Genomic DNA, 15,534 nt, shown 5'->3' with positions numbered 1-15,534 from the left:
ACGCATGGACAAGGTGGAGGAATGATGAAGAATATGATGCTTGATGCACAGGTAACGCCGAATGGTTTAATAGATAGAATGATGCTGCTGTCAGCGCTGGACATTATATTGTCTCCAGAAGATTGGTTACGCACGTATCGTATGCAGTCTGAATGGTCTGGTGATGTATGCCTGGGTGAGGTGAACAACGGCGCGGGAGATACGATTCATATGCTATGGACGCGTGGAGGTGTGCTGTTGAAGGGTTTTGACCACGAATCTCCTGTAAGTCCTCATGCGAGAGACGAATATGAGGTCTGGCCGGGCATGTACGACGGTGTGCCTGATGATATGATGGAGCTCTTGGAAGACGAAGCCCTGGAGAAGGAGGACGTTACCTTTTGTATGTGGAGGGAAGCGGAAGATAAGGAGTGGCGTATGGGCAATGCGAACATTCCCGAGGCGTATGACGATGGCTCATCCTTTTTGCTGGGGAAAATTATAGTTACACCGGAGGAATATCAGGATTGGGCTGAAAGTTACTATGAGTTGCCGATTTCTCTAGGGGTGGTAAGCCAGATTTTCAACGGCGTTCCGGTCACTGCACAGATGATCTCTGCGCTTCATCCACAGCGTAACGTTACGGAAGCGATAAAGGAGCTAAAGCAGCTTGGCGTTCAGGTGCATGAAATCTAAGAATACAGATTTGTTTTTCTTGACAAGTTTTGTATATAATACAGGAGAAATGGCTGGGTAATCACCTTGAATTAAAGGTGTTGAAGATGTCCAAACGTTTGATTCCTTACATCACGATGGATGGAAATGCAAAAGAAGCAATCGAATTTTATGAAGAGGCATTGGATGCTCAACTGCTTTTTATTCAAACCTTTGGGGAAATGCCGGAAAACCCCGATTTTCCCATTCCCGCAGAGGTCAAGGAACGTGTGGGACATGCTACCCTTAAAGTGGGTGAGACAGAGCTCATGTTTTCTGATACCTTTCCCGGATCACCGTTTAGCAGCGGGAATCAGGTGAGTATCTGTATTACAACCGATAGTGTGGAGCAAGCTCAAAAAATGTTTGATGCTCTACAGCAAGGAGGACAGGTGGGAATGCCTTTGCAGGAAACCCATTTTAGTCCCGCTTATGGGAATGTAACAGACAAGTTTGGTGTCACCTTTCAAATGTTCACAGAGGCTCGGTCTTAAGAAATGGAAAACGGCTCGATTCCGCTACTTTAGCGATCTGGCCGTTTTTTTTACGTATAGTTCAATTCCTAGAATAAATAATGATTTTATTATTGTTGAAATAGAAACAAAAATATATTATATTATGTTGTTAATGCACCAACGGGTGGGAGGACAGGCCATGAACAAAGAAGAACAGGTCATAATGGGTTTCAGGGACTTATATAACAAGATGGTTTGGCTTAATAAGGATAAGATGGAAGACAGTCTTAAGGGTTATAAGTCTTCTGAAGTACATTGCATCGAATACATTGAAAGAAATGTAGATTCCAACGTGACAAAACTTGCGGAGTCCCTTTATATGACTAGCGGTGCCATAAGTAAAATAACTAAGAAGCTCATAAAAAAAGGCATTATCGAAAGCTACCAGAAGCCGGATAACAAGAAAGAGATCTATTTTCGGCTTACGGAGCAAGGGAAAGTAATCTATAAAATCCATGAGGACCTGCATAAAGAGTTTCAAGAGCGAGATAAAGCCGTATTTGAGCAGGTAACCGAGGAACAATTTGATAGTATGCTTAACTTCGTGGAAAAGTATAATAGGCATTTGGATGCAGAAATAAAGAAACAGGGTATAGATATTAAGTCGGAATAAATTTGAATAATGAAAATCAAACCACAGGCAGCCGGGCTCTATTGAGAACGGGCTGCATTTTTTTTGTTATTATTTTGTTGCCGAGGAAGCAAAATTGTGATACGATATTTTTTGCTTCCTAGGAAATAAAAACATAGATTTTGAGGGGAGAATTTAATGTTCAAATTTAGATCACACAATGAACAGAACACAGAACAAACCGTAGATAAACACGCTTTAATATTCGGTCTTATCTCTGTGTTTCTTTGCGGAATAGGCTTCAGTATCATAGCACCTGTCGTCCCATTCTTAGTACAGCCTTATATAAGCAATCCGGGAGAACAAGCTATCGTTGTCACGCTGCTGACCTCTGTTTATGCATTCTGCGTGTTTTTTGCGGCTCCCGTGCTTGGAGCTCTGAGTGACAAATATGGCCGTCGTCCATTGCTCTTAGTATGCCTTTTGGGTTCCGCAATCGGGTACTTGGTTTTTGGCATAGGAGGAGCTTTATGGGTACTATTTGCGGGACGCATAATAGAGGGTATAACAGGTGGGAGCATAAGCACGATCTTCGCCTATTTTGCAGACATCATTCCTCCAGAACAGAGAACCAAATACTTTGGATGGGTGAGTGCGGTTGTAGGTGTAGGCACTGTCATTGGCCCAACTGTAGGCGGATTACTCGCCAAGTTTGATTATTCTGTACCCATGTATTTTGGAGCAATCATAACTTTAGTGAATGTTATATATGGGTTCTTTTTTATGCCTGAGAGCCTTGACAAGAAACATAGACTGAAAGAAATTACTTCTGTAAGACTTAATCCATTCATACAGCTTGCAAACCTGCTTTCCATGAAAAACTTAAACAGGCTACTTATCTCAGCGTTCTTACTTTGGATACCCAACGGATCTTTACAGGCAGTTTTTTCACAATTTACAATGGATACTTTTAGTTGGAAGCCTACACTAATCGGACTTATGTTCTCAATTGTGGGTGTCCAAGACATTATCTCACAAGGTTTCATCATGCCAAAGCTTTTGAGAAAACTTAGTGATAAACAGATAGCCATTCTTGGAATGGTTTCGGAGATTATAGGCTATAGTCTTATTGCAGCCTCGGCATTGTTCTCATTCTATCCTCTTTTTATCGCTGGAATGTTTATATTTGGTTTTGGTGATTCGATCTTTGGGCCTTCATTCAATGGGATGCTCTCCAAGTCTGTCGATTCTAGTGAACAAGGAAGGATTCAAGGAGGTAGTCAATCTATTCAGGCTTTAGCAAGAATGATTGGGCCTATCATTGGAGGTCAAATCTATGTGTCACTTGGTCATGCCGCACCCGCTTTTATGGGTATGATCCTTATAGCAGCGGCAATACCAGTTTTATATAAGCGAACGCAAGTAAATGAGGATTTTGCAAAAATCCCATAAGCGACTTCCAATGAACAAGATATAGATCGAAATGGTTTAGTTCGTCTATATCTTGTTCATTGGAGCGACTGGAATCGAATTTTGCAAAATCCTGAAATATGTAAACTATCTACTTTGTTTACAGTCTGAGCCATCCGCATGCGGACGGCTCTTCATAGTATCACCTTGCTAAATTAATTTCACGTATTTGTACTTATACGCCAAAATTAAAATCATCATCTGTCAGCGGCTCTACATTCATCGCCCGCACATAGCCGTTTCCTTTTTTAGAAAAGAAATCATGCTGCTTAGTGTGGGTGCTGATGCCGTTGAATACAATGGGATTAACTTCTTCTTCTTCAAACAGTGGATCAAAGCCCAAGTTCATCATGGCCTTGTTGGCGTTGTAGCGCAAAAAGACTTTCACATCGTCTACGAGTCCAATAGGAGTGTAAATTTGCTCGGTGTATTGTTCCTCGTTATTGTGCAAGTAGCGGAGCAAGCCTACCAGCGTCTGGTAAAGATCACGTTGTTCTTCCTCGGCCAATTCTGCATAAATCTCCTGTGCCAGTACACCTACGTACACACCGTGAATACTTTCATCCCGCAGGATCAAATCGATAATTTCTCCACTGCATGTCAGCTTGCCCTGGCCCGCCAGATAAAGAGGGTAGAAGAAGCCGCTATAAAATAAATAGCTTTCTAACAGCACCGACGCTGCCATCGCAAGATACAGGTCTTTGGGTGTGTGGATATTCATATAATACTGACGAATGGTTTCTGCCTTGGTTTGGAGATGTGGATTTTCTTCCACCCAGCGGAATACACCGTCAATTTCTTCCGTGGAAGCTAGCGTTGTAAAGATGCTACTGTACGACTTGGCATGAATTTGTTCCATCATCGCCATAAAGCTTAGTACGGCTTTGCGTTGCAGTCCGTCCACATGCTCCATAATTTGCGGCATACCCACGCCGCCTTGAATGGTATCCAGTAGCGTCAATCCGCCCAGCACCTTCATGTAGGCTTCTTTTTCGATATCACTGAGGGTTACCCAGGACATTTTATCGTCAGACAACGGGATTTCATCATCCGTCCAAAATTGCATAATGTTCTGGTTCCAGAACATCAGTGTGAAATCATCGTCCGAGCGATTCCAGTTTACAGCTTGTATACCTGTCATTGTTAGCATTCTCCCTTCAGCTTGCGAGATTCCCTGGAAACACATATTGAAATAGTGCAGGCGAATCATCGTATGCTTGACATACGGAAGCTGTATCCGCGAGGGTCTTGTCCAGTCCCGTAAAGGTCTGAACCACACGCTGGATACAGCTTCTAATGCAAAGCATCCATATCTATTCAAAATCTAATTTTTATACTACAGCTTGTTACCATTTATGCTTTAGATGGAGCAGGTGAGGCACTCTTCCACAGACAGCTTTTTGGTGCGTGTGTAGTATAACGATTTAAGTCCTTTGTGTGCGGCGTACAGATAACAACGTGCTAACTGACGCGTAGTCACGTCACTGTTCACATGAAGCACGGTCGAAATTCCTTGGTCCACGTGCGGCTGGATTTCTGCAATCAGATCAAGCACTTTGAACTGATCCATTTGATAAGCGGATTTATAGAAGAACACGTTATCCTTTTGCAAATAAGGCATTGGATAGTAGGTCGTCGAATTGGCATAGGTACGGGTTTCAATCTGCTCAACAATCGGCATGACGCTGGATGTTGCATTTTGAATGTACGAAATGCTAGCAGTCGGCGCAATTGCCATACGATAGGCGTGGTACAGGCCATTTTTCATCACATCTGCTTTTAATTTGTCCCAGTCCGCTGAAGTCGGAACATAGATGCCTTTGAACAACTCTTGCACACGTGCAGTTGTCGGACGATAATCTGTGTTCAGGTATCGGTCAAAATATACGCCTGTCGCATAATCCGATTCCTCAAATCCATAAAAGCTTTGTCCAGATGCTTTCGCGATTTCCATACTCTTTTCGATGGAATGATAGTTCATCGTCATGAAGAAGGTACGGACAAAGTCTTTTGCTTCATTGCTTTCATACGCAATTTTGTTTTTGGCAAAGTAGCCGTGCAGATTCATAACACCCAGACCGACGGAGTGCATTTCACGGTTCGCTTTCGCAACACCTGGTGCATTAGCTACTTGGGTCATATCGCTGACTGAGGTGAGCGCGATCATACCCTCATGAACGGATTCGCGAATTTTACCATGTTCCATCACATTTACAATGTTCAGAGAAGCCAGATTACAGCTCACGTCCCGGCGGATAGTATCCTGTTGTCCGTAATCTGTAATTTCGGAAGTTTCCTGCAACTGGAAGATTTCCGTGCATAGGTTCGACATCTTGACTTGACCCACGTTTTTAAGAGCATGTGCCTGGTTCGCGTTACTTTTGTTCATGATATATGGATAACCAGACTCCAACTGAATCATGGCAATTTTCGTCAGCATGTCACGTGCGCTCATCGCTATTTTTTTCTTCACCCGATCGTCAGCAAGCAGCGTGTCGTACATTTCATCCAAATCCATGTCGTCCAGATGCGTTCCATAGGCTTTGAACACACTGTAAGGAGCAAATACATGCAGCGGTTCATTATCTTGAGCCAGCTTGTAAAAGCGGTTTGGCACCAGCAATCCAATAGAAAGTGTCTTGAGACGTACTCTTTCGTCAGCATTGATTTTTTTGCTATCCAGGAACTCAAGCACGTCCCATCCGAAAATGTTGTAATAGGCTGCGCCAGAACCTTTACGTTGTCCCATTTGATCTGCGTAGGAGAAGCCGTCTTCCATCAGCTTCAGCACAGGCATTATGCCTTTTGCTGCGCCTTCTACACCCTTAATCGCTTCACCGCGTGCCCGCAGCTTCGACAGGTTAACGGCAACACCGCCGCCAATTTTGGACAACTGCATGCAAGTGTTCAGCACATAGTTGATTGAGTTCAGGGAGTCGTCCATTTCGAGCAGGAAGCAGGATACCAATTCCCCACGGCGGCTTTTGCCTGCATTCAGGAAGGTTGGTGTCGCTGGCTGGAGACGTTGCTCCATCATCGAGCAGGACAACAGGCGTGCCGTATCGGCGTTACCGCGTCCTAAATGCAGCGCGACAGCAGCAACCCGGTCAGGGTAATGTTCCAGATAGACTTTACGGTCGTTACTCTTCATTGCATAGTCAGTATAAAACTTCGATGCTGCCATATAGGAAGGAAATTTAAAATTATAGCTATGAGTGATATGGAAAATATCATTAATTTCGTCAGCCGTGTAGCTGTTATAGAAATTTTCGTAATAATCATTCTCAATCATATACAGCACTTGAGCGGCTGTGTCAGCAAACTTCAAACTCCGTTCCTGAACTTCCTTCATAAATTCCGCTACAGCCTCTTGGTCCTTTTCCAATTGGAAAAAGCCGTCTGTATCGCGTTTCATCAACATGTTGTTCAATTCAATATGCCGCAACTCGGCTCACCTCCTGTTTAAAACGTTCTACATCTCCGAACGTTCCAGATAATTCAAATTTACTAATTACGGGGACATTATAGTGGTCGGAAATCAAATCCGCACTTTTGGCAAATTTCTCACCCCAGTTACGGTTGCCGCTTGCAGCTACACCAACAAGGTTTTGTGCATTTTTTTTCAAAAAGGAAGATACCCTCTCAGGTATCTGCCCAAACCCGGTTGTATATGTAATAAGTACGTAAGGTTCTTCTATAGTCATTTGCTCCTCAATCTGAACCGCTGGAAGCTTGAGCTTGTTTATAAATCTTTTTACATTGCCGGTCTTGGAATCATATGCAATCAGCATGGTATGCAACCTCCTTAAACAATTAACGAAAAAAGAAAACGGCATTGCCCGAGATCCATCATAGCTGGAAACCCTTGCTGGCTGTGCCATTTAAAATTTTTGACTCTATATTTACATGTATTTTCATACCCGTATCTTCAAGATATCGGGCATAAATACGTTTTTTACACTATATTTAGAGTACATTCTCTATTTTATATCTATATATAGTTTTGTCAATCGGTCTAGAAGGGATCAGCGGACCCAGATCGGGTATAAGTCCAAGCGGGGTGCGGAAAAGAGCGAAAGAACTTTTTTTTCGTAAGTATGTTAAAAAAGTATTGGAGTTTTTGAGGGTGAAGATGTACGATTTGTCAATGGGCAATAGAATGGAAAATTTACATTTTACTGTAGAAAGGATGAAGCTGATGGGAATTGTCAAAACGATAGGAGCGGGCCTGTCCAATCAAGCAGCCGAACGGGTACAACGTTCATGTAAGGTTGTGGATAAACGGACGAGAGTGCGTGGGGGATCAGGCGATTTTTCAGCTTCGACATATTATTATATCACCTTTGAGTTTGACGGGGGTGAGCGTATGGAGCTGGAGGTGAAGGATACAGACTTTGGTATGATTGTGATCGGGAATCGTGGGGAGCTTCATTATAAAGGTACACGTTTTCTGGAGTTTGTGAGAGTAATGGAAGCGTAAAGGTGTTGGCGGGGAGTTAGTATTGCCAAAACAGATACATAATTGGAGGGAAGATTAAGATGCCGCATATCATTGGAAAACGAATAGTATTGAGAGAATACCGTCAAGAAGATATACCAGCTATCCGAAAATGGGTCAATGACCCGGAAATCACACGTGGTTTAAGCGACGTGTTTATCTACCCGCATTCACAGGTGAATAGCGAATCCTTTGTGCAGATGATGATTGACGGCAACCCCGAGATCAAAGGTTTTGTCATTGCGCATAAAGACACACTGGACTATATCGGACAACTGGATTTATTCAAAATCAACTGGGTAAATCGGCACGCCACCCTTGGTGTTGTGATCGGGCGTGACGGTGACCTGGGCAAAGGCTACGGACGGGAAGCGATCCGGCTGTTACAAAAATTTGCATTTCATACGCTGAACCTGCATCGGCTGGAGTTGGAGGTCTATGCGTTCAATGAACGTGCACACCGTTGCTATTTGGCATGCGGCTTCAAGGAGGAAGGTCGGCTACGGGAAAAGCTATTCAGGGAAGGGCAATACTATGACATTATTCAGATGGGGATTTTGCGAAGTGAATATGAGGCTGCACAGCAAGCGACGGAATCCTGAGAGTGCAACCTCATAAGCTATATTACTCCGTCAGCTTTCTTCAATTTTTTATGAGTGAAATCACGGGGACTACGCTCATCCTTTTTTTATTAGCTAAAGGACTTTCTCTGCAGAGTGCCAACTTCTTACTGGTTGTATTCTTTGTAAGTATTTTTCTGTTTGAGATACCCACGGGGGCTATTGCAGACAAGTATGGAAGAAAAATTTCTGTTATTTTGGGACTTTGTTGTTTTCTAGTCTATAGTGTGTTGTTCGTTTGGACAGATCAAATCGGGGTGCTTGTGTTTGCGCAAGTCTTTGGAGGTCTGGCTATATGTTTACAATCAGGTTCGTTGGAATCATGGGTTGTGGAAAATAGTGATAAGCCCATGGAAGTTCTTTTTACAACCTCTAACAGTATACAGTACATTTCGGGATTTATTTGTGGTCTGTTGGGGGCCTTCCTCGCAACTTTTAACTATTCACTTCCATGGGCGGCTAGTATTTTATCTATTATTGTATGCATTTTTCTATGTTTCTTTTATATGGATGAGGAGAATGTTGCACATCGAAAGACGTCTAATACTCGCATTAAAACGATTATCGGAGAAAGTGTCCGTATCGGTTTTGAAAATAAGTCTATCTGGATTGTGTTTATGATTGGCTTATTTATCAGCTTTTCGAACTCGGCGGGGAATACATTCCAACAGCCACGTCTGGTTGGCCTTTCTGAACAAGGGATTTGGATTATGGGGTTTATCAAGGCAGGGTATTCACTATGTATGACTTTGGGAAGTTACCTGGTTCGAAAGCTAGGCGCACGATTCAGTGATGTACATATACTTATGTATGCCTGCGGCATGATTGGGATATGGCTCATTTTAGCCGGTGCGTTCAACACATTTTATCCTGTGCTGCTTACCTTTTTGATCTATGAAATTGGGCGCGGCATGTACCCGGTTGCCAAACAAATTTTTCTGAACAAAAGAATCTCTAATGAGTATCGTTCTACACTACTATCTCTGGATTCTGCGATTTCACAATTAGGCATGTGCATAGGTTTAATCGTGACAGGGATCATCAGTCGTAATTTTACGGATTTGTCTTCCGATCAAACACCTATTCAAATATCTTGGGTGATGTGTGGGGGGATTGCGTTGATTCCAATCATTTTATTGTTTTACGTCAATCGTGTATCAGGGAAAAGTAATTCTTGGAAAGAAAAAGAAACCAAACAGAATATGTAATGTAAAAGTTAATGTAGAAGGGCTGAACAGCATGGTCTGTCAGCCCTGTAATATTTCATTAAAAGACAAACCCTATTTTTCGCCGTACCACAGCTTCAGCCGATTTTGGATTAGGCCAGTGTAGATTTCTTCAGCCTTTGGCACACCCGCCTGATCCAGCTCTTGGAGCATGCGGTCATACACAGCGTCGAACTGATCTGGCTTGGCGAGTACGGCCTCAGGAATCCGTTTGCGTACAATGTCCTGTGACTTCTGATAAATAACATTGTAATTCGTATTAGTCGGAACGGGCATGTTGTAGGCAGCCCCCCATTCTTTTACCGGAAAATCCTTTTCGTTCGGGAACAGGTCTTTCCACGTATGGGCTTTGTATGCCTGAAGGGACTCTTTTTCGGCTTGACTATAATTTTCGGTAATCATCTCCGGATAATTGGTTGTGTAATAGTTGCCAGAAGGGTCCTTTACGCTATCGCCGTAATGTGGCCCCCATATCCAGTACAAACCGATTCCTGACTCTCTACTAAAAGAAGCATTATCGGTGTTTTTACGTTGTTGCACATCCGCCGGAATGACACGTTTGCCGTTCTCTACATTGTAATGCTGGCCTTCAATTCCCCAATTGCGTAAAATTTGCCCTTCGTCGGAGGCCAGAAAATCCAGAAACTTGATAGCTCGCACCGGATTTTCACATGAGGTTGTAATTCCGATCCCGGATGCGGTATCGAAGCCAATGGGCTGGAGGGAATGATCCTCGTATTTCTCATTTAAAGTGACTGGAAAATGGGCGTAAGTGAATTCATCCTTACCTGCTGCCTTGAGCGCATTTTCGGCATCTTGATAGTTCCATTCCTGATCAATGAGTCCGATGACACGGCCTGCGGCGATTTTGGACTTATACTGATCACTTTTTTGCACAAAAGTATCCTTATCCAACAGTCCTTCATTGTACATATGGTTCAACCAACGGAAATATTCACGTTCTTCTGGGCGCTTGTAGTGAAGAATGGCTTTGTGTGTTTTAGGATCAATATAATATTCGCCATCGTCGGGTCCACCTGTAGCAGTAACAGCCGGGTTAGTCACTGTAATTTGAATTTTCCAGTCTTCGGCATCAAGTGATAGGGGGATGGTTCGCTGGCCATTGGTAGTAGGGTATTTGGCGACATAATCTTTAAGTGCTTTTTCAAAATCTTGAACGGTGCGGATTTTAGGATATCCAAGCTTCTTAAGTGCCTGATGCTGGATTTCGAAGCCGGCTTGTGCATCAAACGCGATGTGATCCACACCCAAATTGGTCGGGATCGTGTAGATGGCTGGATCTTCACTACTATATTTAATACGATTAAAATAGTCTCCATACACTTTCTTAATGTTAGGGCCGTATTTGTCAATGAGGTCGGTTAGGTCAATGAGTGCTCCGGCATCGACCAGCTTGCCAATGTCTGATTTGGGGTACACGAGATCTGGATACTCTCCGCTCGCTGCCATTAAAGCAAACTTTTCCTCGCCTCGGCCATTGACAGCATGTTCAGCATTTAGCGTAACGCCCGTTTTCTTGATAATTTCCTGCCCGACAGCATCCTTCATGTTGTTCCAGTTAGAGCTGGAATCACCGCCAAAGAAAGTAAATGTAATAGGGCTGGTGTCATTAGGATCTTCCTTTTCTGCCTTACTGCCTGTTCCGTTCGCACAGCCCGTTGTAACGAGCAGCAGCAAAGACAGGAGCAGGATGGAGCTCTGACGTACCGACCTGTTCATGAACATTTGCAAATCCCCCTTAATAAGTATGATTTACACAATGTAAGTGCTTTCAATAGTAAATTGTAGGAAATAAAAAACCTCACGTCAAGTTATTTATAATTGTTTGTTATGCGGTTTGTTTTTTTATTAAGCAAACATATTTTGGTGGAGGGTGTGGATTTGTACAAATCTATCATTTGATGATCTAAAACAAAGTATGCTACGATGGTACCAGTTTATAGGTACACCCGTGTATTAGAAAGGTTAAGGTAGAAAAAGATTCCGAATAGGGTTGGGTGAGAAGATGCGTGGAAAAGTAACGTTGCAAGAAATTGCGGATGCGGCGGGCGTTTCAAAGTTCGCTGTTTCGCGTGCACTGTCAGGCAAACCCGGTGTAAGTGACGAAACAAGGGCGGTTCTGGTCAAGCTTGCTGCCCAGATGGGCTATTTTCGCAGTCATCCCAAAATGACAGGGGTAGAGCCTCGGGACACAGATCCCAGAGAATGGTCGGGTACCGTGCTAGTGTTATTTCCGAATATTAGGTACCAGAACAGGGAATCCAGGTACTGGGGGCCTGTATTTGAAGGGATTTCCGAGCGTCTGAACCGTAAGGGTATGGATATGATCACGTTAACGGAGCCCTCGACTGAAGATACGTTTTCTCTACTGAACCCGGAGGCGATTAAAGGGATTATCACAGTAGGAACGATTTCAACTTCGTTGTTGCTGAACATTTATCGGATGGGTATTCCGGTCGTTATGGTAGATCATTGGGATTCTGCATTTTTAAGTGATACGGTGTTTACAGATAATCGCACATGCATGAGTGAATTAATGAAGGACTTGCTGTGCAGGGGCTATACCCGCTTTCAGTTTGTGGGTCATATTGATGACGCTCACAGTTTCTACGAACGCTGGGAAGCTTGTCGTTCCACACTGGAAATGAGCGGAGTAGAATTGCGGCAGAATAAAGCCCTTCTTCACGGAGGAGCGCAGGCGCTTGCTGAGGAAATGGACAAGTTGTCTGAGGACGAACTGCCTGAGGTTTTTGTATGTGCTAATGATGTGACTGCTGCGCAAGTCGTGGATGTGCTGAAAGAAAAGGGGATTGACGTTCCGAGGCGTTGCGGAGTGACCGGGTTTGACGATACGAATGAACAAATGCCGATTTATGCCACGGTGAGAGTGGATAAGGAATTGCTGGGAATGCGTGCAGTGGACCAGTTGTTGTGGCGCATAACGAACCCGGACTCGCCTGTCGAGAAAAAATTGCTACATGCTGAGCTATTCGTACGGGAAGTTCATGCACCCCGGATCAGTCGGGAAAATGACGACCGTGAGCGTTCCATCAGCACAATCACATATAGTTAATGTCCAGGTACGTGTTATGACACCATACACCGTGGAGACGAAGGAGGTCGCTTTTAGCCTGTTTAGGGGCAGAGGGCGACTTTTATTTTGTATTTTGTCATTTGTTCCAAAAAACAATTGACTACTTTGTTAGCTTAATGTTATTTTTGTTATGTTACTGATGAATCCAGATGTTCCCAATCATGCTTATAGGGAGGCTTGTGACGATGGTTAATGTGATAGGGTTGGATGGCTGGAGGTTTAGGGAAGCACAAAGTGATGAGTGGCTCAGCGCGAAAGTGCCGGGTTGTGTGCATACCGATCTTTTACGACATGGCAAAATTCCTGATCCGTTTATCGGTATGAACGAGATGGAGGTACAGTGGATTGATAAGCAGGATTGGGTATATGAAGCCCATTTTGAGATAAATGCAGATCAGCTTCAATGTCAATGTGTAGAGTTGGTGTTGGAAGGTCTGGACACATACGCGGATGTAAAAGTGAATGGTCAATCTGTCTTGTCAGCCAATAATATGTTTCGGGTATGGAGACAAGATGTGAAGGCATTTGTTCAGCAAGGGGAAAATCGGCTGGAAATCAGTTTTCGTTCTCCGATTGCTGAAGATGTACCCAAGCTGGAAAGCTTAGGTTATGGACTCCCTGCACCCAATGATCAGTCCGAGATAGGTGGTTTGTCCGACAAAAAGGTAAGCGTTTTCGCACGTAAGGCTCCCTACCACTATGGTTGGGATTGGGGACCGAGGCTGGTGACGAGCGGTATCTGGAGAGAGGTCCGGATCGAAGCGTGGTCGGGTCTGATCGTGAGAGACTTGTTTATTCGACAGGACGAGGTGAATTCGGTAGGGGCTAAACTCATGGCAGTGGTAGAGATCGAAAATGCAGATGAGATTAGAGATGCCGAGTTGCGTATTTCCGCTGACGGGAAGGTGTGGTCCAAGCCAGTTCGGCTGCTGAAGGGGAAGCAGACGGTGGAGCTGGAGCTGGAGATGAAGAAGCCGAAGCTGTGGTGGTGCCGTGGGCTGGGGGAGCCGTATCTATATACGTTTGTGACCGAATTGGTGGAACAAGAACAAGGAGCTGTAATTGCGGAAAAATCAGTAAAAACGGGACTGCGTTCCATCCGTCTTGTACGTGAACGGGATGCAGCAGGAGAGAGCTTTCATTTTGAGCTGAACGGAATTCCAGTGTTTGCAAAAGGGGCTAACCATATTCCGAATGACAGCTTTGTCACTGAAGTTACGCTGGAACGATATCGGTATGAAATTGCCAGTGCAGCAGCCTCGAATATGAATATGTTGCGGGTGTGGGGTGGCGGTATTTATGAACAAGACGTATTTTATGAGCTTTGTGATGAATACGGTTTGCTCGTGTGGCAAGATTTTATGTTCGCCTGCAGCATGTACCCAGGGGATGAGGATTTTATGGACAATGTGGCACAGGAAGCCGAGGACAATATCAAGCGGCTGCGTCATCATCCCTGCATTGCCTTATGGTGCGGCAACAATGAGATCGATTCTGCATGGGCGCATTATGAAGAGAACGGAGGCTGGGGGTGGAAAAAGGACTACACACCTGAGCAACGGGAGCGCCTGTGGGATGATTATGAAACGCTCTTTCATCGGATTCTACCGGAGGCGGTACACACTTGGTCTGCGCAGACAGCATATTGGCCCTCCTCCCCACTGATTGACCTGACGAGAGATCGGAACCAGCATGCCCATCGGTCTTCAGCTGCAGGTGATATTCATTATTGGGGTGTATGGCACGCGTCTGAGCCGTTTGAGAATTACCATGTCCATGTGGGTCGTTTTATGAGTGAATATGGTTTTCAGTCCTTTCCAGAATACAAGTCCGTTCGTACTTATGCGGAAGAAAAGGATTTGGAGCTGGAATCTGCGGTGATGCTGGCACATCAGAAGAACAGCGCAGGCAATCGTCTGATTAAAGAATATATGGAGCGGTACATGCGAGAGCCAAAGGATTTTACAAGTTTTCTTCCCATGAGCCAAATTTTACAGGCAGAAGCAATGAAAGTAGCTATAGAGGCGCATCGTCGTCACAAGCCTTATTGCATGGGAACATTATACTGGCAAATGAATGACTGCTGGCCCGTTGCCTCCTGGTCGAGTATGGACTATTTTGGTCGTTGGAAAGCGCTCCAATATACGGCTAAGCGCAGCTTTGCCGATGTGCTGTTGAGTGCAACAGATACAGGACAGGGGAATAAGGCCCTGCATCTGGTCAACGATACACTAGAGCCGATATCAGGAACGCTGCGGCTGACGCTTTTGCATATCCGTAGCAGCCAGGCTATTCGTGAAGAAAACGTTAAGGTAAATCAACCAGCAGGCGGTGCAGGAATTGTACATATACTGCCTATCGACAAATGGCTGAGTGGCCTGAAGCGGGCGGAGCATATGCTGGTCGCGCGTCTGACGCAGAATGGTGAACAGGTGGCCTCTGGTGAAATTTATTTTGCAGACACAAAAGAGATGGATTTACCGCAGGCAAAAATTGAAGTGACAGAGATTCAGGGAAGTGGAGGCAGCAGATTCATGCTGTGTTCGGATGTACTTGCTAGACACGTGTGGCTATCGGCAGAGCAGGAAGGTATTTTCAGTGACAACCATCTGGATCTGGCTCCCGGTATTCCAAAAACAGTGGAATTCTTGGCCTTGCGCAACGGTTCATCAGCATTTGTGACAGCTGCGCCGGGTACATTGACAGTACATTCATTGGTCAATTGGATACAAGGTTAGACAACAGTAAAAGCTTATCCGTCTTTAAGTAGATGATGGATAGGCTTTTTTTATAATATAAATTTATTTTATGATATGTATAGCGTTT

The 15,534-nt window shown here is 44.3% G+C and carries 13 protein-coding genes; 9 read left to right on the top strand and 4 right to left on the bottom strand.

All coding sequences use genetic code 11. From position 1 onward, the window contains the following. Positions 1 to 21 precede the first annotated feature (21 nt). The 4 genes from MKX59_RS18240 (at position 22) to MKX59_RS18225 (ending at position 3,231) form a co-directional block, all read left to right on the top strand. Positions 22 to 675, top strand: a complete 654-nt coding sequence (locus tag MKX59_RS18240; protein WP_340858692.1) for a hypothetical protein — start codon at positions 22 to 24, stop codon at positions 673 to 675. 86 nt (positions 676 to 761) lie between these two features. Next, positions 762 to 1,187, top strand: coding sequence for a VOC family protein (locus tag MKX59_RS18235; protein ID WP_053325184.1), 426 nt, complete (start codon positions 762 to 764; stop codon positions 1,185 to 1,187). 160 nt (positions 1,188 to 1,347) lie between these two features. Next, the gene (locus MKX59_RS18230) at positions 1,348 to 1,821 is read left to right on the top strand and encodes a MarR family transcriptional regulator (RefSeq protein WP_068940570.1); all 474 of its coding nucleotides are present in this window, start codon (positions 1,348 to 1,350) and stop codon (positions 1,819 to 1,821) included. A 156-nt stretch (positions 1,822 to 1,977) separates the two neighbouring features. Beyond that, complete coding sequence (locus tag MKX59_RS18225; protein WP_076264284.1) at positions 1,978 to 3,231, top strand: MFS transporter; 1,254 nt, start codon at positions 1,978 to 1,980, stop codon at positions 3,229 to 3,231. A gap of 193 nt (positions 3,232 to 3,424) precedes the next feature. On the opposite strand, the gene nrdF is transcribed toward MKX59_RS18225, so the two are convergent. The 3 genes from nrdF to nrdI form a co-directional block, all read right to left on the bottom strand. Continuing rightward, positions 3,425 to 4,390 carry a class 1b ribonucleoside-diphosphate reductase subunit beta gene (nrdF, locus tag MKX59_RS18220; RefSeq protein WP_025723500.1) on the bottom strand — a complete coding sequence of 322 codons (966 nt, stop codon included), beginning with the start codon at positions 4,388 to 4,390 and terminating at the stop codon, positions 3,425 to 3,427. 219 nt (positions 4,391 to 4,609) lie between these two features. Continuing rightward, complete coding sequence (gene nrdE / locus MKX59_RS18215; RefSeq protein WP_340858691.1) at positions 4,610 to 6,694, bottom strand: class 1b ribonucleoside-diphosphate reductase subunit alpha; 2,085 nt, start codon at positions 6,692 to 6,694, stop codon at positions 4,610 to 4,612. Then, complete coding sequence (gene nrdI, locus MKX59_RS18210; protein WP_053325185.1) at positions 6,681 to 7,040, bottom strand: class Ib ribonucleoside-diphosphate reductase assembly flavoprotein NrdI; 360 nt, start codon at positions 7,038 to 7,040, stop codon at positions 6,681 to 6,683. The genes nrdE and nrdI overlap by 14 nt, the downstream gene beginning before the upstream one ends. A 356-nt stretch (positions 7,041 to 7,396) precedes the next feature. On the opposite strand from nrdI, the gene MKX59_RS18205 reads away from it, so the two are divergent. From MKX59_RS18205 to MKX59_RS18195, 3 genes are read left to right on the top strand one after another with little or no spacing between them, the layout of a single operon-like run. Continuing rightward, positions 7,397 to 7,729 (top strand): DUF2500 domain-containing protein, encoded by a 333-nt coding sequence (locus tag MKX59_RS18205; RefSeq protein WP_445669767.1) that lies wholly within the window; start codon positions 7,397 to 7,399, stop codon positions 7,727 to 7,729. 59 nt (positions 7,730 to 7,788) lie between these two features. After that, a complete protein-coding gene (locus MKX59_RS18200; RefSeq protein WP_076264282.1) occupies positions 7,789 to 8,349 on the top strand; it encodes a GNAT family N-acetyltransferase in 561 nt (186 codons plus the stop codon). Positions 8,350 to 8,351: 2 nt separating this feature from the next. Continuing rightward, the gene (locus MKX59_RS18195) at positions 8,352 to 9,575 is read left to right on the top strand and encodes an MFS transporter (protein ID WP_076264281.1); all 1,224 of its coding nucleotides are present in this window, start codon (positions 8,352 to 8,354) and stop codon (positions 9,573 to 9,575) included. A 72-nt stretch (positions 9,576 to 9,647) separates the two neighbouring features. Here the strand turns inward: MKX59_RS18195 and MKX59_RS18190 are convergent, their stop codons facing one another. Then, entirely contained in the window at positions 9,648 to 11,339 is a 1,692-nt protein-coding gene (locus MKX59_RS18190; protein ID WP_025723496.1) for an ABC transporter substrate-binding protein, read from the bottom strand. 280 nt (positions 11,340 to 11,619) lie between these two features. Here MKX59_RS18190 and MKX59_RS18185 point away from each other — a divergent pair, with 280 nt between their 5' ends. Continuing rightward, positions 11,620 to 12,687 carry a LacI family DNA-binding transcriptional regulator gene (locus MKX59_RS18185; protein WP_023988088.1) on the top strand — a complete coding sequence of 356 codons (1,068 nt, stop codon included), beginning with the start codon at positions 11,620 to 11,622 and terminating at the stop codon, positions 12,685 to 12,687. A 206-nt stretch (positions 12,688 to 12,893) separates the two neighbouring features. Next, positions 12,894 to 15,446: a beta-mannosidase gene (locus MKX59_RS18180; RefSeq protein ID WP_340858689.1), complete on the top strand. Its 2,553-nt coding sequence runs from the start codon at positions 12,894 to 12,896 to the stop codon at positions 15,444 to 15,446. Positions 15,447 to 15,534: the final 88 nt, after the last annotated feature.

It is taken from the genome of Paenibacillus sp. FSL R7-0340 (assembly GCF_038002205.1).
GTDB classification, from domain to species: Bacteria; Bacillota; Bacilli; order Paenibacillales; family Paenibacillaceae; genus Paenibacillus; species Paenibacillus polymyxa_B.
The sequence above is the reverse complement of the archived record's forward strand: the minus strand, read 5'-3'. Positions and strand labels throughout refer to the sequence as shown.